Here is a 22729-nt window from a genome sequence, read left to right on the forward strand (position 1 = left end):
GTACTGTGTCTGAACGGTTTATTTACTCAGATACTTACACAGGTACGAAGTGGTTTCGCCGACCTGCAGGTTGAATTCGCTTTTACCCGGAATGTAGAACGTTTCGCCGGGCTTAAAGACCTGCCAGTCCGGAGAACCTGGGATCAGCACTTTCAGTGAACCACTGATGACCGTCATTTCTTCCGGTTTTGCCGTGCTAAACGTGTATTCGCCAACGGCCATCACGCCAACGCTGGCGGCACCCGTACTTTCGCTGTCAAAACCAATCGATTTTACTTTCCCGTCAAAATACTCATTATTTTTCAACATAGATTGGCCCTTAGCGATAATTTTCAGAGGTTTCATATTAGGGGCAAAAACCCGCCGCTGTCACTGATTATTATAGCTTTCTCCCCACCCGGCGACACCGCCCGCAAACCGCAATGACTGATTTGATTTTACGTCTGCACAGTGCCATTGTGGGGAGTCACGCCCGCACACAACCCCGGTTACGCCACCAGTTCAGCCGCCAGTTGCACCATCAGCACATTCGCCAGTAATACAGGAATATCGAGATGCTGTTCTAACACTTCAACGTGATGATGGTTGTAGCCGAAGCAATCAAGCACCACCACTTCCGCACCCTGCTCAGCAAAGCGCATCGCCGCGTCAGTCAGTGCCTGGTCATCAGGTAAATACGGGCTCGCCACTGCAAAACACGGTGCCTGTTCCAGCTTGCGCCATTTATTCGTTTGCCAGCCAATCTGGGATTCCACCGGCACCACAATGCCTGCCCGATGCGTTCCGACCATCGCGCCAATCAGTGGCGGGATCATCCGCTCCGGTTCGATAAGCAATGCACTGTCGGCGTGTAAGCCGCTGAATTCCCCACCGCACAGCAGCAGAATGGTGGCACATCCCTGCGCTTCCAGCTGGTAGATTTTTTCCTGCAATCCTCGCTCGGCGCCGGCCGCAGCAAGTAAAACCTGCGAACCATCCAGCAACAGTGCCACCAGCACAGCTTCGCCCTCTTGCGGCGCATAACGCTGCTCAATTTGCTCCCTGCTAAGGCCGTCCAGTAACCCGACGTGCGTGACGGGTTCGTCCGGCAGATGCGCCATCAGCAGCGGTGTTATATCGCTGCGCGGCGCCTGTCCAATGGTGAGGGTAGCAAAAGAAGTCATCATAAGCAGGATGTCCGGCCATTCAGGTCGGTCACCCCTGAATGACGCAAGGAAGGATAAAACGCAGATATCGTAAATGTGTTTTGTACACTCATCACAAAGTCCTCTTAAACCACGTAACCGGCGCAAAAGCGCATGAGCTAAAAACGGTTACGAACGCTGTTCATCGTGGAACAGTCATTGTTTAGTGCTGGCTGACAATAAGCCCTGGTGTCGGTCTGGTACTCACTTCACTTTCTGCATCAGTTGCCTGATGCGTTTACTGCAAGCCGGGAAGATGCTGATGATTAATCCAGTCATCATCACCCAGCTTTTCAGCAATTTTTCGGGTCACGGCGGTGAGGCCGTCCTTTATTCCATCCGGTATGCCCTTTCCTTCGGCGGGCGAAGAGAAAGACAGGCCCAACCCCACAATCTCATTTCTGTGCTTATTAAAAATGCTGGTCGCTAAAGAACTGATCCCCTGCAACGTTTCGTTATTGGCAAAAGACAAACCGGTTTGCCGGATTTCAGCCAGTCGCACTAATAATAAATCGATACTTTTCGGCGAATTGGCCGATTTGACCTGATACGCGCCGCGATACCGTTCGCGAACTTCGTCGTCGCTGTAGCGAGCCAGAATCGCCCGGCCAATGGCCGTTTCATGCGCCGGTAATAAACTACCCGCCGGTGTCACCACCTGCAGATAGGTTCTGCCGGGGAACATCCGCATGATCATTATCTCGCAGCCTTCGAGCATCGAGACATAGCCAGTGCACTGCGTCAGCTGACTCAGTTGCGTCATATACGGCGTTGTCGCATCGACCAGCGGCGTCGATAAATAGTGGCTGGATATCGCCAGTAATAATTTTCCGATTCGATATAAACGACTGTCCGGATCGCGCTCTAATAAGCCTTCACTTTCCATGGTCATTAACAATCGGGAAACGGTACTTTTTGGCAAGGCTAAATTGCTCACCACATCGCTAAATGACAGCCCCGGATGCCCCTGGCTGACGCCCTGCCTTGAAAATAACTTCAGTACTGCCGTCGCATTCTCTAAAGTGCTCATAAAGAGAAGAGTTCCATTATGCGGAACAAGGTTCCTGTAAAGTTAATTGAAAAATAGTGCTGATACGTGTCAGCGTCAAGGCGTTTATTTTGGACGGAATAAAATTGCACTTAATAAATATGCTTAAAGATAATCCTAAAGCCATTTATTTAAGAGAAAGGGAAATGAATTGCCGAGTATTTATGAGGTGAAGCGCGTCAAACCCAGCAGATTATAGCGATTAAAGATTGCGCAAAATATACAACGCAATAGAGGCTTCTAGGAGGATGATAGTGATCGACCAGACAGCCGGCATCGCTTTGCTGTGCTGGTGAAAGAACGACATCAGGGGTTTCATCGTGGGGTCCGTAATGGAGGTTAAAGTAATCACCTGAGTTATTACATTACTCCCATTTATTCGTAAGAACAATAAGTCACCCTATGTGATACCGATCACTTAATGTGGCCCGTTTTGTTTACGCTTTCCGAAATTTCCCTCACCGCAGACATAAAAAAACGAGCCACCCGGACTCGTCGTTTTACATCATCACGCCTGTCAGCGTGCCATCGGCAATGCCAGTGCATCCATGATGGCATTGACGACCTGCGCCGGATCCTGCGTACCGTCGACAACGTGATGCGCGGCCTGCTGATACAACGCTTCGCGCTCGTTCAGCACCTGCATCATTTCTTCGGTGATCGGCTTACCGGTCAGCGTCGGACGCTGATCCTCCATCGGGGCATCTTCCAGACGGTTTGCCAGCGTGGAGGCTGGTGAACGCAGATAAATCACCGTGCCGGTCTGGCGCATAAAATCACGATTTTCCGCCGACAACACCACTCCACCACCGGTGGCGATTACTGTCAGCGGCGAGCTTATCGCCTTCAGCGTTTCAGTTTCACGACGGCGGAAACCCGCCCAGCCTTCACGGTCAACGATATCGGCCACGCTGAGCCCGGAGGTACGCAGCAGATAGAGATCGGTATCGACAAATTTATAGCCCAGCACTTTGGCCAGAGCACTTCCAACTGTCGTTTTACCCGCGCCACGCGCGCCTACCATGAAAATGGGTTGTGTCATTAACGCTGTCCTTAATTCCCCGGGAGCCTCGTTGCTCATCTGATGAAAATCCATCATTTACCTGAAGCATGAATGTCAAAATAGTTGCTGATCTGACGCCAAAACGTACTCGCAAGATAGTACAACAAAAAAGCCTCACTGGCAGATTTTTGTCACCTGCCGGTGAAGCTTCTGTAGCGTTTTATTTACGCCACCCGTGGCATCATACTGATAAATCCTTACAGCGCAATGTTCTCAGCGGGTTCGACCGCTAAAGTGCTGTATCAGCGTGGTTTACAAATATAGACCAGTGCCGGGGGGAAATTTTTAACGACGCGGATTTTTTTCCAGGTGAAGTAGCGGGAGAACATTTTCTCGGAAAGATGACTGTACTGGAAGAGCACCAGCACACCGTCTTTCGCCTTCAGTTGCTGCTGCGTTTTCTGCAAAATCTTCATGCTGATACGCGTCGGCATCGACAGCAGCGGCAGACAAGAAAATACCGCATCATAATCCCCCGTCAGGTGCTCGGCCGAATGCGCCATGACCTGCAACCGCCGGTCGTCGAACAGATTCAGCTTGCGGATAAACGCAGGCTCAATCTCAAAAGCATCCAGCCGTGCATCTGCACGCATGCGGTTAAGGATCCGCCGCGTCAGCACACCATCAGCCGCGCCTAACTCGGCGATATCCAGAGACTTTGTCCAGTCGATCTGGCTGAGCATCGCGTGACACAGCCAGGGTGACGACGGCATCAGCGTCCCCATTGTCCGTGGTGAGCTGATAAAATTCTGCAAATAAAAAAACTGATTCTGGATCGAAAGACCGGTGTTCTTAATCGTCATTCTTGCGGCATTCAACATATTAACGACCTCCTGAAGACATAGACCCTTATATAACAGAAAAATTCTTAAGAAATGATTAATAAGGGGAATAAATGTCACAGAGGCTAATTAAAAACAAATCACATGGGATAACTCCCAAAAAAAGCATTATGCCGTGGTCATGGATAAATAAAAAAAGGCCAATGTCAGATGACATTGGCCTTCTCATACTCAATCTGAAATCAGTCAGATTTTATTTATACAGCTCAACATTTGCACGGTTCAGGCTTGAATCACCCGGTGTACCGGCACCGACAACGCGATAGTGTGTTGCGCCTTTATCGCTGGCAATCTGGTTCAGCGCATCTTTCATGCTGCCCGGAACGGTGCTTGGCGCACTCACAGACACCATTCCCAGTGACTGATAAGTCCCGCTTTGTGCTTCTTGCGCAGTAATTGGCGATGCCGCCAGCGCTGAGAATGAAGCAACAGTAATAGCAACAGCTGTAATTGCAGGTAAGAGTTTCATATTACGCACCTTTCTTTCGTTAGTTTCGTTAATTAATGGAGCGGAAGCAATCCGTTGAAATAATTATCGTTGAAACAATGAAAGGGGGCGTAATGCAACGTAAAGAAGTTTAACCATTGTGGTAAAAATAAGGAGAGAATGAAAGTAAGTATTTCGTCAATGATAACTGCAAGAGAATTAACGATATTTAATGGAGAAATGATGGAGAGTTTTCAAAGATATTTATAGCCCGCACAACATTCGCACAAATCGACGCCGTAGTGCAATCACTGATATGATTATTTTTTATGAATTTTCTGCTTCCTTGATCACCTGCACAGTCAGGGTCGCAGATTCGGGCCTCCGCGCGGGCGGTGGCTCATTTAAACAAGAAACTAAGGACGTTTTTATGGGGAGCATACATTATGGCGGGTGGTAGCCTTCTGGCCTTAATCGATGATATCGCATCGATTCTCGATGACGTGGCCGCAATGAGTAAAGTCGCGGCGAAAAAAACCGCCAGCGTGCTCGGTGACGATTTAGCGCTGAACGCACAACAGGTCACGGGCGTAAAAGCTGACAGGGAATTACCGATCGTCTGGGCCGTGGCGAAAGGTTCCATGCTAAACAAAGCCATACTGGTGCCGCTGGCGCTGCTGATAAGCGCCTTCATTCCATGGGCTATCACGCCGCTGCTGATGATTGGCGGCGCGTACTTATGTTATGAAGGGTTTGAGAAAGTCGCGCACAAGCTGATGCCCGGCAAACATCAGGAAGAAGAAAAACCGGCAGCGGAGCAGGTAAAAAGCGATGCTGACGCGAAAAAGCTCGAAAAAGAAAAAGTGAAAGGCGCAGTGCGCACCGACTTCATTCTGTCGGCTGAAATCATCGTGATTTCTCTGGGTATCGTTTCCGCTGCGCCGTTCCTCAATCAGGTCACCGTCATGGTACTGATTGCTGTCGCCATGACCATCGGCGTCTACGGTCTGGTTGGCGCGATTGTAAAAATCGACGATGCGGGTTTGTATCTGAGCAAACTCTCCGGTGAGAGCGGCGTCATGAACGGCGTGCGGGCCTTTGGCCGCGGCATTGTCAATCTCGCGCCCTGGCTGATGAAAACGTTGTCGGTCGTTGGCACCATCGCCATGTTCCTGGTCGGTGGCAGTATTATCAGCCACGGCTTGCCGTTCATGCACAGCCTGCTGGAAAAATTCACCCACGGCCATCAGGGCTGGGTGAATACGCTGATCACCGGAGCCACCGATTTGGGCGTAGGCCTGATCGTCGGCGCAGCTGTTCTGGGTGTCGTTCTGCTTGGGCAAAAGATGTTCGGGAAGAAGTAAAACAACAGCGCCCCCGGTTTACCGGAGGGCGCACTCCATACCTTCACGACGCTCAGTTCTTCGACGCCACCAGCATCATTATGTCGCTGGTGAAAGAACCGTCGGGCTGGATCTCGAAATGCTGAACAACGTCGTCTGACATCACTTTTTGCAACTCGCGGATCGCCACGGAGAAGTGTTCCGGTGTACGCATACGTGCGATCCAGCTGGTGAACTCCAGCGGCAGGCGGTCAGTGGTGACTTCGCGGGCAATCAGTCCGGCTTCCGACGACATGCCCAGCCATTCGCCAGGCGAATAGTTACGGACATGCGACGTATCACGCAGCACTTCGATGGTTTGCAGATAGATATCCAGCAGCGGATGCCCCGGTGACACGACGTCCATCATGATAAATTCCCCGCCCGGCTTCAGCACGCGTGCCACTTCGCGCAGTGCCTGCCCGACATCGTGCCAGTGATGCGCAGAATAGCGGCTGATGATGATATCGGCGCTGCTGTCGGGAAACGGCAATGATTCCGCTACGCCCTGTTGTACGCGGATGTTCTCCAGTTGTTTATCCTTCGCCGCCTGCGCCACGACCTCCAGCATTTGCGCAGACAAATCATAGGCAATCACGCTTTTCACCACCCCCGCCGCCACGAAGCTGGCGTGGCCTGCACCACAGCCCAGATCAATAACATGCGCCTCTTTGTGTGGTGACAGCAACGCCGCCAGACGCTGTAAATCTGCGCCCTGCGCATGAACGGCGCTGGTCAGATAATCCTGCGCCTGCGAACCAAACTGCTTATCAACCGCCTGACTGTGAGTATTCTTCATGTTCATCATTGCTCCTGCCTGTCTTGTTTTTATGGGGATAATTTCGGGTTTCAAACGACCTCAAAATCACTATAGGCATTGTTCTATACGGGTACAATATGAGCGTTTATACTGGTATCAGTTACTCCCAGTCTCAGAGATAAGAATGATAGATAACGCAGAGTCGCTCACCGGCCCGAAGGCACTGGGGCTGTTTTTACGCACACACCGTGAGCGGGTTACGCCGGAAATGGTCGGGCTGCCAGGATCATCGCGCCGCAGAACCAGCGGGCTGCGGCGGGAGGAGCTGGCGCAAATCAGTGGCATCAGCGCCACCTGGTACACGTGGATTGAACAGGGGCGTGATGTGTCTATTTCCGCTGCTACACTCGATAATCTCGCTAACGCATTGCGGATGGAACCGGCCGCGCGCGAATATCTGTTCAGCTTAGCGGCGGTAAAAGATCCGCAGGCCGTGCACATTTCCGGCGCGCCGGACGTTAACCTGAAAAACTGCGTGAATCAGTTCACCTGCCCGGCTTATCTGCTCGACAGCTGCTGGAACGTACTGGCGTGGAATGCTCAGGCCGAAACCCTGTTCAGCGGCTGGCTGGGAGTTGATCCGCAACCCAACCTGCTCGACTTCATGTTTCTGCATCCGCTGGCGCGTAAACTGGTGACTAACTGGGCTGAACGCGCCAAGCGCGTAGTCGCAGAATTTCGCGCCGAAACCAGTCACTATGCGCATTCCGATGCGGTACGAGAGACCGTTATCAGCCTGCGCGAGCGCAGCGCAGACTTCAATCAGTGGTGGACGCAGCAGGAAGTTCTGTCGCGGGAGGGGGGCGAACGGCGCTTTAATCATCCGGCGGAAGGTGAAAAAAGTTACCGTCAGCAGACTTTTTTCCCGGCAGGATATGCCGATTGCAAGCTGGTGATGCTGGTGCCACAGGAGTAAGACTGCGGGCCAGACAGCGCTGTTTTTTCACACTTAATTAGCCCTGCCGCCAATTGACATATTGATGCTGTATGTGTGAGGCTGATTTGATTGCTTTCCCCAATCATTTCTACACTGACGGATGATAATCATGATGACACGCCAGATTTATCAGGACGAAGAAATCGAAATCCGTACTGCAACCGAACTGGAGGCCGTGCTGCACTTTGCAGCCGTTCAGGCCTCAGTAAAAGAAATTGGCGCATGGGAAACCTGGTGCACCGAAAAATACGCGCTGGAGGACAGCCGTAAGTATCTGACCGATAGCGAGCAAAAACGCCATCGCGGCGCAGAATTCAATTTCTGTTTGTTCGATCGCGCCAGCGGTGATCTGATTGGCAGCGTGGGCATCAACCGCATCGTGCAGGAATATAAGTTCGCCAATCTCGGATATTGGATCCGCACCGGGTATACGAGCCGGAATCTGGCGACGCTGGCGGTCAGAGCGGCCGCCCGTTTTGCTTTTACCGAGCTTGAACTCACGCGGCTGGAAATTGTGGCGATGGAAAGCAACGCCCGCAGCCGCCGCGTCGCGGAAAAAGCGGGTGCAACTTCCGAGGGCCTGCATCGCAATCGTCTTTATTATCACGGTCAGCCGCGCGACGCCTGGGTCTACTCCCTGATCCCGGGCGATCTCTGAGCTGGCTTCACAAAAAGATAAGGCACAGAACATGACTTTTTCTACCCATACCGTATCTACCGACTGGCTGGCGAAGAATCTGAATTCACCGGACGTGGTCATTATCGATTGTCGGAAATCCAAACCGGGCATCACCCCGCCGATTGATTTTCATGCCAAATATCTGGAAGCGCATATCCCCAACGCGATCTATGTGGAAGTCGACAGTATTTCCGACTGCTCCACCGGCCTGCCGCATATGATGCCGACAGCGGAAGAATTTGCCGCCTCAATGAGCCGTCTCGGCGTGGCCGATACCCAAACTATCGTGCTTTACGATGAAGGCGATTTATTCTCTGCACCGCGCGTATGGTGGATGCTGACCAGTTTTGGCGCGAAAAGCGTCCGCGTGCTGGACGGTGGCCTGAACGCCTGGGTTGCCGAAGGTAAGCCGACTCAAAGCGGTGAACACACCCGCGTGCCTTCAACGTTCAATGCGAAGCTGGTGCGTCCGGTGGTCGTCTCGGCACAGCAGGTCAAAGAATCACTGGGCAAAGTGCAAATCATCGATGCCCGCTCGCTGGCGCGCTTTAGGGCCGAAGCGCCGGAGCCGCGTCCGGGTTTACACGGCGGCCATATTCCGGGCAGCCTTAGCGTGCCTTTTACCGAACTGACGCAGGACGGCCATCTGAAAGCGCCACAAGCCCTGAAGGCAACGTTCGAAAAGCTGGGCGTGGATCTGAATAAACCGGTGATCACCAGCTGTGGCTCGGGCGTCACTGCCGCAGCACTGGCTTTCGGACTGGACGCGCTGGGCGTGAAAGATGTCGCGCTGTACGACGGTTCGTGGGCAGAATGGGGGGACGTGAACGAAGATTTTCCTATTGAAACGCACTGAAAGTAGAGTGTGAGGGATCAAAACCACCGGGCTGAGAAGCCCGGTTTTTTTATGCCGTTTTTTGCAGCGTCAGTTCGCTCACGCCGAACGACTGCGCGATCTCCTTCATCAGCGTGATCACACCGTAGGCCAGTCGCGGCACTTCAGTGAACTCTTCGATCAGTAACGGCTCGCTGACGGGTTCATGCGCGATTTCATGCAATGCCTGTCGTAAAATCGCCAGCTGTTCGGGTGAGGTTTGCGCTGACGTAATCAGCGGTAAACCAGGCACGGCGGCGGTTTGGCCGATAATAACCAGCCCGGTGAGGATTTCAGGTTCCGCGCGTTTGAGCAATTCCATCGTCACGCAATCTACCGCCGCAATATCGGCTTTATTCTGCTGAATAAAATGAAGGGATTCGCGGTGGCTGCCCGTCGCTGAGGCCTCTGAAAAAAACCGCCCTGCGTCCGCCAGCGGTGCCACCAGTGCGCGCAGGCTGTTATAACCGGACTGTGAATCGGTGCTGTTGAAAGCCAGACGCCGGTGGCGGAAATCGGCCAGATATCGCCCTTCATCCTCCTCACGCACAACTAAAAAGCTGCGGTAACGGAACCCGTCGCAGCCGGGGGCACGATAGCTGAATAATCCCACCAGCTGCACCTGCGGCAGGCTTTCCATCAGCGGGAATCCACAGGTCTGACTGAGCAGTAAATCCGGCAGTTGCCAGTGCGCCAGCAACGCCTGCGGCCAGCTCAGAGAGTCGGGCGTATCGGGCAGGCCGAGCCGGCGGAGCTTTTCACGCAACACGCTGGCGAAGGCCTCAACGTCGGGCGGGGTGATGGCGTACATCGGTAAAGACATCAGCATGATTTGGCGACTCCTTCAGAGGGTGTCCTGCTGATAATCATAGTCGCTGCGGGACGGTTGCGCTGGCATTCCCTCCGGCGCAAAAGGATGACTCTCGACAATGACCGCCGACCTGGAGTGATCGCGAAACCACTGCCGGTAACCTTTCACCAAAAAACCCTGGCTTCGCGTAATGTACCCCTCACGATCGGCGACATACACCTGACGCAATGCAAACCACGGGACGCCTGGCAGATCGTGATGCACCAGATGGTAATTCAGATTGAGGAACAAAATCCGCCACACCAGACCGGCTTCATTCAGGGTAGAACGTGCCTCAGGCCCATGTTCGGCGCGGTGTTCGAAGAAAGAGCGGACTTTAGTCAGGCTGAGTGCCGGATAGCTCACTGCCAGAATATAAAAGGCAGGCGATAAACCGTGCTGCGCCATCCAGTACAGCAATCCCGCCAGCAAAACGCCGTGCGTCAGCCACATCGTGACGGCCCGCCCGTCACCGCGAAACACCGCCATGAATGCGCCAGTCAGCGTGCTGCAAATATCCAGCAGCGGGCCGAGGAGCATTCTGCCCGGCAGGGTATTGCGTAACCGAACCAGCGCTTTCATTGTGGGTGAAAGCGTTTCCCAGCGGGCACGGCTGAAGTAATAACCTTCAGGATCATCGCCGGGCAGCGTGAGATGTTCGTTAACGTGATGCTGCAAATGGGTATCACGATACAAACCGTACGGATACCAGACCGCCAGCGGTAGCGTGCCCATCAGCTGGTTAAACCACGGTTTGCGGGTCGGGTGGCCGTGAATGAGTTCATGTTGCAGCGACATATACCATGTGGTGAACCAAATCAGCAGTGGCGTGCCGATCCACACGCCGAGCGACGTCCAGAATATGACGACCGTAAACCAGCCGCTGTAGACAGCAACGATAAGCGCCCACGTCGGTAATTCCAGCCGCCACAGGAGGCGACGGGAACGGGCCACGATGTCTGCCCGCTGTCGGGCGCTGAGGTAATACGGGGTCGACGCCATAATTTTCCGCGCTGCTGATGATAAAGGCTTCGGCAAATTATCCCGCATCCCGGCACTTTGGCGAACTGACTTAAAATGCATTCTATTGCCAGTTCAGCGCTAAGGCCCTTCGGCAAAGTTCAGGCGTAAAAAAGCCCGCCGGAGCGGGCTGGAGACGTCTTATGACTCAGCTTATCCTTGCAGATCTTTCTGCACGGCCTGAGTAAATTCGTCCATCGGGCAGAAACCCTGTTTATCGACGGCACAGCCTTCGATTTGCAGCGTCACACGCTCAGGAGGATTTTTGATACTCAGCGCAACATTGTTACGGATTTGCTTCGCGGTCGGATAAATGTATTCAATCTTCATCAGATCTTTATTGGCTTTCTTGTCATGCCAGCGCTGGAAAACAACGGTGCCGCTGATTGGCGTACGTTCGTACTGACCCGGTAAGGTGTAGTCCTGCGTTTTCAACGCGGCGAGCAGCGAGGCGATATTCGAATCATGCCCGACCAGCACGGCCAGTTTTGACTGCTGTGCCGCTTTCTCATCAGCGGTATTCGCCAGTTTTGGATCCAGTGAGCCGGCAATAAAGGTGAGCAACGGTTTAGCCGCGTTCGCCGCAATCGTTGGCGAACCGAACAGGGTCTCGTGATACAGATTTTTGATAGTTTCCAGCTTCGTCCATTGCTCAGGCGTACTGATTTTTCCCCATGCGATGTCTTTCATCGGGAAACCTTCGTAATACTGCAACATGAACGCGTCGGTGGCACCGGTCGCCATGCGCAGAGGCCCGGTGATGCCCGGCTCTTTGCCCTGAGTGAGCACGACATCCGACGGTTGCGACGCCAGATCACACTGCTGTTTCTCTTTACACATTTTGCTGTTTTTGTAATCGAGAATACTTTCCAGCAGTTGGTAATTCGGTTTCAGACGCTGATTCAGCCCCGCCAGACCCCCCTCACCGGCATGCTGATTAACAGAATTCAGCGCGCTGGTTTTGAAGGTATCGTTCACTTCGGCAGTAATAATGGGGTTAAATACCGGATCCATTTTACCGACTTCTACGCGGTTGATGACCGGTACATCACAGCCGGGGAAAGCGCCGGCAGTAAAGTGTTTCGCGGTATCAATGGTGCGCGGCAAACTGTTGGCGTAAGTGAAAACTTGCGCGTTTGCAGGGCATCCGGCGGCAGGCAGCAGTTTGTCTTTCGCCAGCCACGCGCGGAAATAATGACCCATATGTTCGGAAACCTGACCGCCTTTCGGCGTCAGTAAGCCGCCTTCGGTTTTCCAGACAGGCCAGGTATGCGTGGTGGATTCGGCCAGCACATCTCCATAATTGACCAGCGGCGCACGGATACCGTGACGGCTGAGCACCAGCACCTGTTGCAGTTCTAAATTATCGGACTGAGCAGCCTGAGCGACAGGCACGGAGAGCGGCAAAACGCAGGCAAGTGCAGACAATGCAAGAAAACGGGATGCTTTTTTCACGAGTGATCCTCTTGATGAATAGTTTTGTAGATTCCCTGAAATAAAAAATCACCGCAGGATCCAACAGATTGATTCCTGCGATGAATTTCTAGCATAGTGGAATATTCACCAGAAGTGGGGGATCAGGTTCACAACCTGCGCCCGGGACTTTGTTCAGTCACAAAGAAACTGACTCAGAACTGATAACGCAGCCAGGCAAAGAACACGTTGCCATTATTATGGGTACCGGGAATATAGGTCGCCTGAAAAGTGAGTTTGTTATAGCCGACCGAAGCCAGCGGTAATACGATCGGAATAGGAATATATTTATAGTCATCGCGCGCGGTGACCGCCGCCGTATATCCTAAACCTAAACGAAAATCTTTATCATTGATTGGCTGCCATATTTTTTCCCAGCCATACCCCCCGATCGGTTGCCACTTATTATGTGAGTCTTTAAACGCCATAAAATAGATGCCGTTCCAGTTTCCTTTCTCATCATATCGGGAAATACCATAACCTCCGCCCCACGGACGCTCGTTATATCTGTCAGTTTTTTCTTTGTCATAAGTCAGGCGGTTGTGCCAGGTTATGACCGGCAGATAGATATCCTGCGAATCAGAATCGTTCCAGGTATCGGACACGTTCTCTTTGAAAGAATCCCACATCCCCGGAAAAATGGACTCCGTGCCATCTTTATTGGGGGTGCTCATCGGATCCAGTCCGCTGGTGGTTGCCCAGACAGGCGAACTCAAACACAACGTTAATACCACTACCCAACAACCTAATACTTTATTGATTAGCATTTTCACAATAACTCCCTGCATTGAGGTAGTATCATAAACAAAGCTTGGCTCAATAAAGTAAACGTAGGTATAACGAAAAAACCTCGCCACAGTTAATTTAATGAATTTACAGCATTTAAATTCTGTATTATCAGAATTATCCTTAAATGATTTAGTTTTTGTTTATACAACTCCCACCCGAACCTCCCATAACACTCAGAATATTCGCAAAGATGCTGCGGGAATTATCTCATTATTTAACTAAAGTAATTAAATTAATTATCAAAACTGAAAACGGAACCAATCAAAGAGAACGTTGCCTTTGCTGTTGGTGCCTGGCACGTAGGTTGTCTGGAACGTCAACCGGGAATAGCCTGCTGAAACCAGAGGCAAGACCATCGGTAAAGGAACATAATCATAATTATCACGCGCCGATACAGCAGTAATATACCCTGCACCTAATCGGAATTCTTTATCATTCAGCGGTTGCCATATTTTTTCATAACCATAACCGGCAACAGGTTCCCATTTATTAAAGGAGTCTTTAAATGCCATAGCATAAAGGGCATGCCAGTTTCCTTTTTCGTCATAGCGAGAAACGCCGTAACCACCACCCCATGGATGTTCATTATATCCATCGATTTGTTTTTTACTGTGGGTATGACGATTGTGGCGTGTTAATACGGGCAGAAAGAGATCCTGATGCTGTGGCGCATTCCAGGTTACCGCAATATTATTTTTATATGCAGACCATAAACTTTCGTTATTCCCTTGCTCTGAAACTGTTTTAGCTTGTGGAACAATAACACTTTCTTCAGCTTGCGCTGTGTTAGTGCCAATTAGGGAAATAGCAAAAAAAGAAAAAGAGAGTACCGCGCGAATATTCACGAATTTTATATTTTTCATTGGCATGAGCGCCCTGTTGAATTGACCAGGGCATCATATAACGTAAAAAAAACCGCAGGCTTTCGCGCTGCGGATTTTTATTACTGTAGCTATTTTATAACTCAGCCCAGCTGTTTACGCGCATTACGGAACATGCGCATCCACGGGCTGTCTTCGCCCCACTCTTCCGGGTGCCAGGAGTTGCTGACAGTGCGGAAGACACGCTCAGGGTGCGGCATCATTACGGTGACCCGACCTGAAAGGTTAGTGACCGCAGTAATGCCGTTCGGTGAACCGTTCGGGTTCGCCGGATAGTTTTCCGTGACCTGACCGTGGTTATCCACAAAGCGTAGCGCCACCAGATTGCTGTGCTCGATCTGTGCCAGATGCGCAGCGTCCCGCACTTCCACATGGCCTTCACCGTGTGAAACCGCAATTGGCATATGTGAACCTGCCATACCCTGCATGAACATCGACGGGCTGGCGGTCACTTCGACCAAACTGAAGCGCGCTTCAAAGCGGTCAGACAGGTTGCGCACGAAGCGCGGCCAGTGTTCTGCGCCCGGAATCAGCTCTTTCAGGTTAGACATCATCTGACAGCCGTTACACACGCCCAGCGCCAGCGTTTGCGGGCGATGGAAGAACTCCGCGAACTCTTCGCGCACGCGCTCATTGAACAGGACAGACTTCGCCCAGCCTTCTCCTGCGCCCAGCACGTCACCGTAAGAGAACCCACCGCACGCCACCAGCGTGTGGAAATCCTGCAAATCACGGCGACCGGCCAGCAGATCACTCATGTGGATGTCTACCGCGTCGAAACCTGCACGGTGGAAGGCGGCTGCCATTTCCACGTGAGAGTTCACGCCCTGCTCACGCAGCACAGCGACTTTTGGCCGTGCACCTTTCGCGATATAAGGCGCGGCAACGTCTTCATCAGGTGCGAACGTCAGTTTGACGTTCAGACCCGGATCGAGATCATTGGTTTTCGCCTGATGTTCCTGATCGGCGCATTCGGGGTTATCACGCAGACGCTGCATCTGCCAGGTGGTTTCCGCCCACCAGGTACGCAAGGTGGTGCGACTTTCGCTGTACACCGGCTTGTCGCCATGAGTGAGGATGAAACGGTCGCCGGTTTCCACTGTGCCGAGATAATGTGTGCAATTCGCCAGACCAAACTTCGCCAGCGTCTGCTCAACGGCATCACGATCCTGTGCGCGAACCTGAATCACCGCACCCAGTTCTTCATTGAACAGTGCAGCCAGAGCGTCATTGCCGAGTGCAGCGATATCAGCCGTCAGGCCGCAATGACCAGCAAAGGCCATTTCTGCCAGCGTGACCAGCAAACCGCCGTCGGAACGGTCATGATAAGCCAGCAGTTTCTGCTCAGCGACCAGCGCCTGCATCGCGTTGAAGAAGCCCCCGAGCTGTTCTGCACTGCGTACGTCAGCAGGAGTGTTACCCAATTGACGATAAACCTGTGCCAGCGCCGTTGCACCCAGGGCATTATGACCGGCTCCCAGATCCACCAGCAGCAGCGCAGTGTCGCCTTTATCGGTGTGCAGTTGTGGTGTCACGGTATGACGCACGTCTTCGACGCGGGCAAACGCGGTGATTACCAAAGACAGCGGTGACGTCATCTCGCGTTGTTCGTTGCCTTCCTGCCAGCGGGTTTTCATCGACATAGAGTCTTTGCCCACAGGAATGGTGATACCCAGCGCCGGACAAAGCTCCTCGCCCACGGCTTTCACCGCCGCGTACAGACCAGCATCTTCGCCCGGATGACCGGCCGCTGACATCCAGTTAGCAGAAAGCTTCACGCGCTTGAGGCTGCCGATTTCCACCGCCGCAATGTTGGTAAGCGCTTCGCCGACGGCCATGCGCCCGGAAGCAGCAAAGTCCAGCAGCGCAATCGGGGCACGTTCACCCAGAGACATCGCTTCGCCATAATAGCTGTCGAGGCTGGCGGTGGTGACGGCGCAGTCAGCGACAGGGATCTGCCACGGGCCGACCATCTGATCACGCGCAACCATGCCGGTAACCGTACGGTCGCCGATCGTGATCAGGAAGGTTTTCTCTGCCACTGCAGGCAGATGCATAACGCGGTTTACGGCCTCAGCGATCTGAATATTTTCCGCGTTAAGGTCATCGCCGCTCGCTTTCAGCGTCGTGACGTCACGGGTCATTTTCGGCGTTTTGCCAAGCAGAACGTCCAGCGGCATATCGATCGGCTGGTTGTCGAAATGGCTGTCTTCCAGAGACAAATGCATTTCTTCTGTCGCTTCGCCGATCACGGCGTAAGGCGCGCGCTCGCGTTTACAGATGGCATCGAACTGTTCGAGCTGAGCAGGTGCAACCGCCATCACGTAACGTTCCTGGGATTCGTTACACCAGACTTCCAGCGGGCTCATGCCCGGTTCGTCGTTGAGGATATCGCGCAACTGGAAGCGGCCGCCGCGGTTGCCGTCGCTTACCAGTTCCGGCATGGCATTGGATAAGCCGCCGGCGCCAACGTCATGGATAAACAGAATAGGGTTGGCTTCACCGAGCTGCCAGCAGCGATCGATGACTTCCTGGCAGCGGCGTTCCATTTCCGGGTTATCGCGCTGTACGGAAGCAAAATCCAGATCCGCATCAGACTGGCCAGAGGCCATAGAAGAAGCCGCACCGCCGCCCAGACCGATATTCATCGCCGGACCGCCGAGGACAATCAGCTTCGCGCCAACGGTGATTTCGCCTTTCTGTACATGATCGGCCCGGATGTTACCGATACCGCCCGCCAGCATGATCGGTTTGTGGTAACCACGCAGCTCAGGACCATTGTGGCTGTTGACGTTTTCTTCGTAAGTGCGGAAGTAGCCTAACAGCGCCGGACGACCAAATTCGTTGTTGAACGCTGCCCCGCCCAGCGGACCGTCGGTCATGATATCGAGCGCGGTAACGATGCGATCCGGCTTGCCGAAATCTTCTTCCCACGGCTGTTCAAAGCCCGGAATACGCAGGTTGGAAACCGAGAAACCGACCAGACCGGCTTTAGGTTTTGCACCGCGACCGGTTGCACCTTCGTCACGGATTTCACCGCCGGAGCCCGTTGCCGCGCCCGGCCACGGAGAAATCGCCGTCGGGTGATTATGGGTTTCGACCTTCATCAGGATATGCGCCTGCTCCTGATGGAAATCGTACAGACCGTCTTTCGCATCGGCGTAAAAACGACCGACCTGCGAACCTTCCATCACGGCGGCGTTATCTTTATACGCAGAAAGCACGTAGTCCGGCGTCTGTTCGAAGGTATTCTTGATCATCTTAAACAAGGATTTCGGCTGCGTTTCACCGTCGATCACCCAGTCTGCGTTGAAGATTTTGTGGCGGCAGTGTTCAGAGTTAGCCTGCGCGAACATATAGAGTTCGATGTCAGTCGGGTTGCGCCCCAACGACGTAAAGGCTTCCATCAGATAGTCAATTTCATCCTGCGCCAGCGCCAGACCCAGTTTGGTGTTGGCGCTTTCCAGCGCGCTGCGGCCTTCGCCAAGAATATCGACATGCTGCACTGGCGCGGGCTGATGCTGCGCGAACAAGGCGCTGGCGTCTTCGAGCTTACCGAAGAGAGTTTCCATCATCCGGTCATGCAGCAATGCGCCCAGATGCGTCCACTGCGCTTCGGTCAGCTGCGGTGCCTGTACGTAAAATGCCAGACCGCGTTCAAGACGCAGCACCTGAGATAAACCGCAGTTGTGCGCGATGTCAGTGGCTTTGGAAGACCACGGAGAAATGGTGCCGGGACGTGGAGTGACCAGCAGTAAGCGGCCAGTTGGAGCGTGTTCAGCGAGAGAAGGACCGTATTTCAGGAGGCGTTGTAACTTGGTTTGTTCGTCCGAACTCAGCGGTGCGCTGACATCGGCAAAGTGTACATATTCGGCGTAGACATCGCTGACCGGAAGGTGGGCATCCTGACAGCGGGACAACAATTTGTTAATGCGAAAAGCCGACAAAGCGGGCGAACCACGCAGTATTTCCATAATCACAGATCTCTCGTCTTCGAAGACACTGACCACAGTGCTTCATTGGGCGCAACAGGGGGAAAACGCGGCCTATTATAAAGAAAGCCATCGCCCGACGAAACCGTTTGCGCAGGGAATATTGATATTCATTTATAGACTGATAATTTGTGCGGGTATTATGAATAAAGTTGCAGACTGCCGTTTTGTTGAGCAAAATGCGTCAGCACTGGGGATATAACCATACTAACTGCACAGCATATCGTAAAAAAATAAGAGCGCCGCAGCGAGATAACTATTTGACGCGACTAAAAATTAACTATGTCCTGATGGGGATTGCCGCCCTGTTGCTGGCGCTGGCCTTATGGCCTGCCGTGCCATGGCACAGGGGTGAAGGCGACCAGTTGGATCAAATAAAATCCCGTGGAGAATTGCGCGTCAGCACGCTCAATTCTCCACTGACTTTTATGGACTCCCCGGAAGGTAATCTCGGCTTCGATTACGAGCTGGCGAAACGCTTTGCAGATTATCTGGGCGTGACACTGGTCGTCTCTCAGCACACTACCGTAGACGCCATGTTCAGTGAACTGGACCACGATAAAGCCGACATGCTGGCTTCGGGTCTGGTGTACAACAATGAACGGCTGAAAAACTACCGGGCCGGGCCTGAATACTATTCCATCTCGCAGCAGCTGGTTTACCGGCAGGGTGCCGCGCGCCCGAAAAGCTTCGCCGACATTAAAGGCACGCTGATGGTTTCCGCCGGCACCGCGCACATCCCGACGCTCGAAGCCGCTGGCAAAAAATTCCCTAACCTGACGTGGAGCACCACCGACAAGATGTCGCCGCGCGACCTGCTGCAACAGGTAGAAAACGGCAAGCTGGATTACACTCTGGGCGATTCCGTCACTATTGCACTGATGCAGCGCGTATATCCGCGTCTGGCCGTTGCTTTTGACGTTACCGAAGATGAACCCGTCACCTGGTATTACCGCAAGCAGCCGGACGATGACAGCCTCTCCGCCGCCATGCTGGATTTTTTTAGCCAGATTGCCGACGACGGTACGCTGGAGAAACTCGAGGAAAAATATCTCGGCCACGTAGGCGACTTCGATTACGTCGATACCCGCACCTTCCTCAATGCCATCGACAAAACGCTGCCGGATCTGCAGCCGCTGTTTGAAAAGTACGCGCAGGACATCGACTGGCGGTTGCTGGCTGCGATTGCTTATCAGGAATCACACTGGGATCCGCAGGCTAAATCACCCACCGGCGTGCGCGGCGTGATGATGCTAACCCGTGCAACAGCTTCAGGGCTGGACGTGGATGACAGGACCGATGCAGAGCAAAGTATTCGCGGCGGTGCGCTCTATCTTTCAAGGCTGATGGAAAAGATGCCGGAAAGCATTCCGCAGGATGAGAAAATCTGGTTTGCCCTTGCCGCCTATAACATGGGTTACGGACACATGCTGGATGCCCGTAAGCTGACGGCGCAGCAGAAAGCCAATCCCGACAGCTGGGCTGATGTAAAACAGCGTTTGCCGATGCTGAATCAAAAACGCTATATCGGCCGAACAACCTACGGCTATGCACGCGGAACACAGGCGTATAACTACGTGGAAAACATCCGCCGCTATCAGCTCAGTCTGGTGGGGTATCTGGTGGAAAGAGATAAACAACAGGCACAGCAGGCGGCGTTGCAAGCTCAGTTAGGCCAGGGCTATCCGGTGGTGGATGCGAAGGAAGCGCTGGCGGAGTAAGCGTGCAGATTATTCTTCCGGCGATGCGCCACTTTCAGCAACACGCTGCGCCAGCCGCAGCGCTTTTTTCTGACTGCGTCGGTAACGAAAGAAAGCGCTCAGCTGTTCCGAACAGGCATCGGCCAGTATGCCGGACGTAATTTCTACCTGATGATTCATGCCCGGATGGCGCAGCACATCGAGCAGGGAACCGGCAGCCCCGGTTTTGGCGTCTGCCGCGCCATACACTACGCGGCGGATCCGGCTATGGATCATCGCGCCCGCGCACATCACACAAGGCTCCAGCGTGACATACAGCGTAGCGTCGATCAGGCGATAGTTTTGCACGACGTTGCCGCCCTGCCGCAGCGCCATAATTTCGGCATGTGCAGTGGGATCATGATGGCCGATGGAACGGTTCCAGCCTTCGCCAATGACCTGATTATCTAAAACCAGCACGGCACCCACAGGCACTTCACCTTCATCCTGTGCTTTAAGTGCCAGATTCATGGCATGGAGCATCCAGAACTCATCATCTTTTACTTCTGCCAACTCAACGTCTGCCACTTCAACCTCGATCATTTTTAACCGGCCGTCATTATACCTTTCTTCCGGATACGCGCCCACGACAGCAGGACGTACTCAAGAAAACTATTCATAGTATTAATTGAACAGTTTACCTCATCGGTATTTATCAATGAATTCATCTCCCTTAAATCAAAGCCAATCGCAATAACCTTTCAATTCATAATGGTAATTTATTTATTGCTCTTAAATTCAAAAATTATTGTGGTAGATCAAATGATGTTACCGGTAACAATCATAAGCTTTGTTTGTACCTACTAAGAATTAACTATAAGGATATACATTATGACTACCGCAACGTTCTTCATCCCATCTGTCAACGTGATTGGTTCAGGCGCACTCAACGATGCAGCGTCTGCCATCGCGCAGCACGGTTTCCACCACGCCCTGATCGTTACCGATAAAGTGCTGTTCGATATCGGCGTCGTAAAACAGGTTCAGGAATTACTGGCGCAAAGTGATGTGCAAAGCAGCGTCTACCACGGAACACATCCCAACCCGACCACCCGCAATGTGCGTGAAGGTTTGGAAATTCTGCAACGTGATGCCTGTGACTGCGTGATTTCCCTCGGCGGTGGTTCGCCGCACGACTGTGCAAAAGGGATAGCATTGCTCGCCACTAACGGTGGCGACATCAAAGATTACGAAGGCGTTGACCGTTCTGCTAAACCACAGTTGCCGCTGATCTCCATTAACACCACCGCCGGTACGGCATCCGAAATGACCCGCTTTTGCATCATCACGGATGAAGCACGCCATATCAAAATGGCCATCGTCGATAAGAATGTGACACCGCTGATGTCCGTCAACGATCCACATCTGATGGCAGGTATGCCAAAAGGGCTGACAGCGGCAACCGGTATGGACGCACTGACGCACGCGATTGAAGCCTATGTTTCCAGCGCCGCGAATCCGATCACCGATGCCTGTGCGCTGAAAGCGGTCACCATGATTGCCGATTCGCTGCGCACCGCCGTCAACGAAGGCGCCAACATGCAGGCGCGCGAAAACATGGCCTACGCGCAGTTCCTGGCGGGGATGGCGTTTAATAACGCGTCCCTCGGATATGTTCACGCGATGGCGCACCAGCTGGGCGGTTTCTATAATCTGCCGCACGGCGTCTGTAATGCGGTGCTGCTGCCTTTCGTGCAGGAATATAATGCCCGCGTGGCCAGCCCGCGCCTGAAAGACGTCGCTGCCGCGATGCACATTGATGTCGCTGGCATGACGGACGAGCAAGGTGCCAAAGCCTGTATCGATGCGATCCGCCAGCTGGCACGCGACGTCGGCATTCCGGCCGGACTGCGTGATTTGAATGTGAAAGAGGAAGATTTCAGTACGCTGGCGACCAACGCACTTAACGATGCCTGTGCGCTCACTAACCCGATTCAGGGCACACATCAGGACATTGTTGCGATTTTCAAAGCGGCAATGTAACCCTCTCAGGAAAATTTCTTAACCCTGACGGGGGCGTCAGGCAATAGAAAAACAGAAAAGGCCGGAAATCCGGCCTTTTCTGTTTATGAGGCGCAGAACCGGAAGCGTCATTCCAGTTGCTGTAGCTCACCTTGTTTGCTGACGCGAAAACGATGCTCGCAAAAATACAGCAATGGGTTGTCCTGTTTGCTGTCGCTGTAACCGCTGTAAAGTTTCAGCGGCGAACCGATGCGGCTTTCCAGTTGCACTACTTTCTCTTCGCCCAGACAACGCAGTGGTAAAACCCAACCACCTTTAGCCCGTTTAATCCGGCTGCCTACCAGTTTCACCTGCGGTAAAAACAGCGATTCGTGATAGACCTGCTTCACCAGATTTTCCGGCGATCCGGTAATCAGCCAGACTTCGGTATCATCGCTGTCGAGATACTCCCGCAAACGGCGCTGCACCACCGGGAATTCCACCACTTTCTGGCGGAACGCATTCACAAACTGCAATTCCAGCGCCTTGAGTCGCGCCTCGCTGTGCCCAAAGGTGATCGCCCAAAGCAAAAGGCTCATCGGCCAGCGGGTCGCACGCCCCTGAAAGAATAATCCCAGCCCAATCAGTGGCAGCAAAGGCACCACCAGAATCAGATTTTGCGGCATACGCCAAAGCAGGAAGCGTAAGAAGGATCCAAACATGTCCTGCTGATGCAGCGTGCCGTCAAGATCAAAAAATACTACCCGTCGGTCAGGCTTCGTAGTCAA

The 22729-nt window shown here is 53.0% G+C and carries 21 protein-coding genes; 6 read left to right on the plus strand and 15 right to left on the minus strand.

The features are described from left to right. Window positions 1-18: 18 nt before the first annotated feature. The 6 genes from ppnP to AC0Z7K_RS14110 form a co-directional block, all read right to left on the minus strand. Complete coding sequence (gene ppnP, locus AC0Z7K_RS14085) at window positions 19-309, minus strand: pyrimidine/purine nucleoside phosphorylase (protein ID WP_413528044.1); 291 nt, start codon at window positions 307-309, stop codon at window positions 19-21. A gap of 179 nt (window positions 310-488) precedes the next feature. Beyond that, window positions 489-1166, minus strand: coding sequence for an AroM family protein (locus AC0Z7K_RS14090; protein WP_413528043.1), 678 nt, complete (start codon window positions 1164-1166; stop codon window positions 489-491). Window positions 1167-1422: 256 nt separating this feature from the next. Then, a complete protein-coding gene (locus AC0Z7K_RS14095; RefSeq protein WP_485614930.1) occupies window positions 1423-2214 on the minus strand; it encodes an IclR family transcriptional regulator in 792 nt (263 codons plus the stop codon). Window positions 2215-2749: 535 nt separating this feature from the next. Continuing rightward, entirely contained in the window at window positions 2750-3274 is a 525-nt protein-coding gene (gene aroL / locus AC0Z7K_RS14100; RefSeq protein ID WP_485614931.1) for a shikimate kinase AroL, read from the minus strand. Window positions 3275-3537: 263 nt separating this feature from the next. Continuing rightward, window positions 3538-4116, minus strand: a complete 579-nt coding sequence (locus AC0Z7K_RS14105) for a class I SAM-dependent methyltransferase (RefSeq protein WP_485614932.1) — start codon at window positions 4114-4116, stop codon at window positions 3538-3540. 214 nt (window positions 4117-4330) lie between these two features. Then, complete coding sequence (locus AC0Z7K_RS14110; protein WP_112164265.1) at window positions 4331-4606, minus strand: YdgH/BhsA/McbA family protein; 276 nt, start codon at window positions 4604-4606, stop codon at window positions 4331-4333. Window positions 4607-5010: 404 nt separating this feature from the next. On the opposite strand from AC0Z7K_RS14110, the gene AC0Z7K_RS14115 reads away from it, so the two are divergent. Beyond that, window positions 5011-5928, plus strand: a complete 918-nt coding sequence (locus tag AC0Z7K_RS14115) for a DUF808 domain-containing protein (RefSeq protein WP_485614933.1) — start codon at window positions 5011-5013, stop codon at window positions 5926-5928. Between the two features lie 52 nt (window positions 5929-5980). Here AC0Z7K_RS14115 and AC0Z7K_RS14120 read toward each other — a convergent pair whose 3' ends face one another. Beyond that, window positions 5981-6751, minus strand: coding sequence for a class I SAM-dependent methyltransferase (locus AC0Z7K_RS14120; RefSeq protein WP_485614958.1), 771 nt, complete (start codon window positions 6749-6751; stop codon window positions 5981-5983). A 139-nt stretch (window positions 6752-6890) separates the two neighbouring features. Between AC0Z7K_RS14120 and AC0Z7K_RS14125 the strand changes: the two genes are divergently transcribed. The 3 genes from AC0Z7K_RS14125 (at window position 6891) to sseA (ending at window position 9238) form a co-directional block, all read left to right on the plus strand. Beyond that, window positions 6891-7682, plus strand: coding sequence for a helix-turn-helix transcriptional regulator (locus AC0Z7K_RS14125; RefSeq protein ID WP_485614934.1), 792 nt, complete (start codon window positions 6891-6893; stop codon window positions 7680-7682). 130 nt (window positions 7683-7812) lie between these two features. Next, window positions 7813-8361, plus strand: coding sequence for a GNAT family N-acetyltransferase (locus tag AC0Z7K_RS14130; RefSeq protein ID WP_485614935.1), 549 nt, complete (start codon window positions 7813-7815; stop codon window positions 8359-8361). Window positions 8362-8392: 31 nt separating this feature from the next. After that, window positions 8393-9238 carry a 3-mercaptopyruvate sulfurtransferase gene (sseA, locus tag AC0Z7K_RS14135; RefSeq protein WP_485614936.1) on the plus strand — a complete coding sequence of 282 codons (846 nt, stop codon included), beginning with the start codon at window positions 8393-8395 and terminating at the stop codon, window positions 9236-9238. 49 nt (window positions 9239-9287) lie between these two features. Here the strand turns inward: sseA and AC0Z7K_RS14140 are convergent, their stop codons facing one another. From AC0Z7K_RS14140 to purL, 6 genes are all read right to left on the minus strand, one after another. Continuing rightward, complete coding sequence (locus AC0Z7K_RS14140; protein WP_485614937.1) at window positions 9288-10085, minus strand: phosphate/phosphite/phosphonate ABC transporter substrate-binding protein; 798 nt, start codon at window positions 10083-10085, stop codon at window positions 9288-9290. Window positions 10086-10100: 15 nt separating this feature from the next. Beyond that, a complete protein-coding gene (locus tag AC0Z7K_RS14145) occupies window positions 10101-11108 on the minus strand; it encodes a fatty acid desaturase (protein WP_485614938.1) in 1008 nt (335 codons plus the stop codon). Window positions 11109-11279: 171 nt separating this feature from the next. Beyond that, window positions 11280-12581, minus strand: a complete 1302-nt coding sequence (agp, locus tag AC0Z7K_RS14150) for a bifunctional glucose-1-phosphatase/inositol phosphatase (RefSeq protein ID WP_413528033.1) — start codon at window positions 12579-12581, stop codon at window positions 11280-11282. Window positions 12582-12754: 173 nt separating this feature from the next. Continuing rightward, a complete protein-coding gene (gene pagP / locus AC0Z7K_RS14155) occupies window positions 12755-13273 on the minus strand; it encodes a lipid IV(A) palmitoyltransferase PagP (protein ID WP_485614959.1) in 519 nt (172 codons plus the stop codon). 354 nt (window positions 13274-13627) lie between these two features. Beyond that, on the minus strand, window positions 13628-14251 hold the full coding sequence (gene pagP / locus AC0Z7K_RS14160) for a lipid IV(A) palmitoyltransferase PagP (RefSeq protein WP_485614960.1): 624 nt from the start codon (window positions 14249-14251) through the stop codon (window positions 13628-13630). Window positions 14252-14352: 101 nt separating this feature from the next. Further along, complete coding sequence (gene purL / locus AC0Z7K_RS14165; protein WP_485614939.1) at window positions 14353-18243, minus strand: phosphoribosylformylglycinamidine synthase; 3891 nt, start codon at window positions 18241-18243, stop codon at window positions 14353-14355. A 278-nt stretch (window positions 18244-18521) separates the two neighbouring features. On the opposite strand from purL, the gene mltF reads away from it, so the two are divergent. Continuing rightward, window positions 18522-19982 carry a membrane-bound lytic murein transglycosylase MltF gene (mltF, locus tag AC0Z7K_RS14170; RefSeq protein ID WP_413528029.1) on the plus strand — a complete coding sequence of 487 codons (1461 nt, stop codon included), beginning with the start codon at window positions 18522-18524 and terminating at the stop codon, window positions 19980-19982. 9 nt (window positions 19983-19991) lie between these two features. Here the strand turns inward: mltF and tadA are convergent, their stop codons facing one another. Next, a complete protein-coding gene (gene tadA / locus AC0Z7K_RS14175) occupies window positions 19992-20543 on the minus strand; it encodes a tRNA adenosine(34) deaminase TadA (RefSeq protein WP_485614940.1) in 552 nt (183 codons plus the stop codon). Window positions 20544-20831: 288 nt separating this feature from the next. Between tadA and yiaY the strand changes: the two genes are divergently transcribed. Then, window positions 20832-21983 (plus strand): L-threonine dehydrogenase, encoded by a 1152-nt coding sequence (gene yiaY, locus AC0Z7K_RS14180; protein ID WP_485614941.1) that lies wholly within the window; start codon window positions 20832-20834, stop codon window positions 21981-21983. Between the two features lie 107 nt (window positions 21984-22090). On the opposite strand, the gene yfhb is transcribed toward yiaY, so the two are convergent. Beyond that, window positions 22091-22729 (minus strand): phosphatidylglycerophosphatase C, encoded by a 639-nt coding sequence (yfhb, locus tag AC0Z7K_RS14185; protein ID WP_413528026.1) that lies wholly within the window; start codon window positions 22727-22729, stop codon window positions 22091-22093.

The sequence above is a fragment of the Rahnella sp. 1L-D-7-B-C2 genome, from assembly GCF_057290995.1.

What these genes read in the sequence shown, in the direction of transcription:
- tadA (WP_485614940.1), bottom strand. Translation starts at nt 20,543, where the DNA reads ATGATCGAGGTTGAAGTGGCAGACGTTGAGTTGGCAGAAGTAAAAGAT.
- AC0Z7K_RS14130 (WP_485614935.1), top strand. Translation starts at nt 7,813, where the DNA reads ATGATGACACGCCAGATTTATCAGGACGAAGAAATCGAAATCCGTACT.
- purL (WP_485614939.1), bottom strand. Translation starts at nt 18,243, where the DNA reads ATGGAAATACTGCGTGGTTCGCCCGCTTTGTCGGCTTTTCGCATTAAC.
- sseA (WP_485614936.1), top strand. Translation starts at nt 8,393, where the DNA reads ATGACTTTTTCTACCCATACCGTATCTACCGACTGGCTGGCGAAGAAT.
- AC0Z7K_RS14140 (WP_485614937.1), bottom strand. Translation starts at nt 10,085, where the DNA reads ATGCTGATGTCTTTACCGATGTACGCCATCACCCCGCCCGACGTTGAG.
- AC0Z7K_RS14090 (WP_413528043.1), bottom strand. Translation starts at nt 1,166, where the DNA reads ATGATGACTTCTTTTGCTACCCTCACCATTGGACAGGCGCCGCGCAGC.
- AC0Z7K_RS14125 (WP_485614934.1), top strand. Translation starts at nt 6,891, where the DNA reads ATGATAGATAACGCAGAGTCGCTCACCGGCCCGAAGGCACTGGGGCTG.
- pagP (WP_485614960.1), bottom strand. Translation starts at nt 14,251, where the DNA reads ATGAAAAATATAAAATTCGTGAATATTCGCGCGGTACTCTCTTTTTCT.
- pagP (WP_485614959.1), bottom strand. Translation starts at nt 13,273, where the DNA reads ATGAGCACCCCCAATAAAGATGGCACGGAGTCCATTTTTCCGGGGATG.
- aroL (WP_485614931.1), bottom strand. Translation starts at nt 3,274, where the DNA reads ATGACACAACCCATTTTCATGGTAGGCGCGCGTGGCGCGGGTAAAACG.
- yiaY (WP_485614941.1), top strand. Translation starts at nt 20,832, where the DNA reads ATGACTACCGCAACGTTCTTCATCCCATCTGTCAACGTGATTGGTTCA.
- AC0Z7K_RS14105 (WP_485614932.1), bottom strand. Translation starts at nt 4,116, where the DNA reads ATGTTGAATGCCGCAAGAATGACGATTAAGAACACCGGTCTTTCGATC.
- AC0Z7K_RS14110 (WP_112164265.1), bottom strand. Translation starts at nt 4,606, where the DNA reads ATGAAACTCTTACCTGCAATTACAGCTGTTGCTATTACTGTTGCTTCA.
- AC0Z7K_RS14115 (WP_485614933.1), top strand. Translation starts at nt 5,011, where the DNA reads ATGGCGGGTGGTAGCCTTCTGGCCTTAATCGATGATATCGCATCGATT.
- AC0Z7K_RS14095 (WP_485614930.1), bottom strand. Translation starts at nt 2,214, where the DNA reads ATGAGCACTTTAGAGAATGCGACGGCAGTACTGAAGTTATTTTCAAGG.
- AC0Z7K_RS14120 (WP_485614958.1), bottom strand. Translation starts at nt 6,751, where the DNA reads ATGAACATGAAGAATACTCACAGTCAGGCGGTTGATAAGCAGTTTGGT.
- ppnP (WP_413528044.1), bottom strand. Translation starts at nt 309, where the DNA reads ATGTTGAAAAATAATGAGTATTTTGACGGGAAAGTAAAATCGATTGGT.
- AC0Z7K_RS14145 (WP_485614938.1), bottom strand. Translation starts at nt 11,108, where the DNA reads ATGGCGTCGACCCCGTATTACCTCAGCGCCCGACAGCGGGCAGACATC.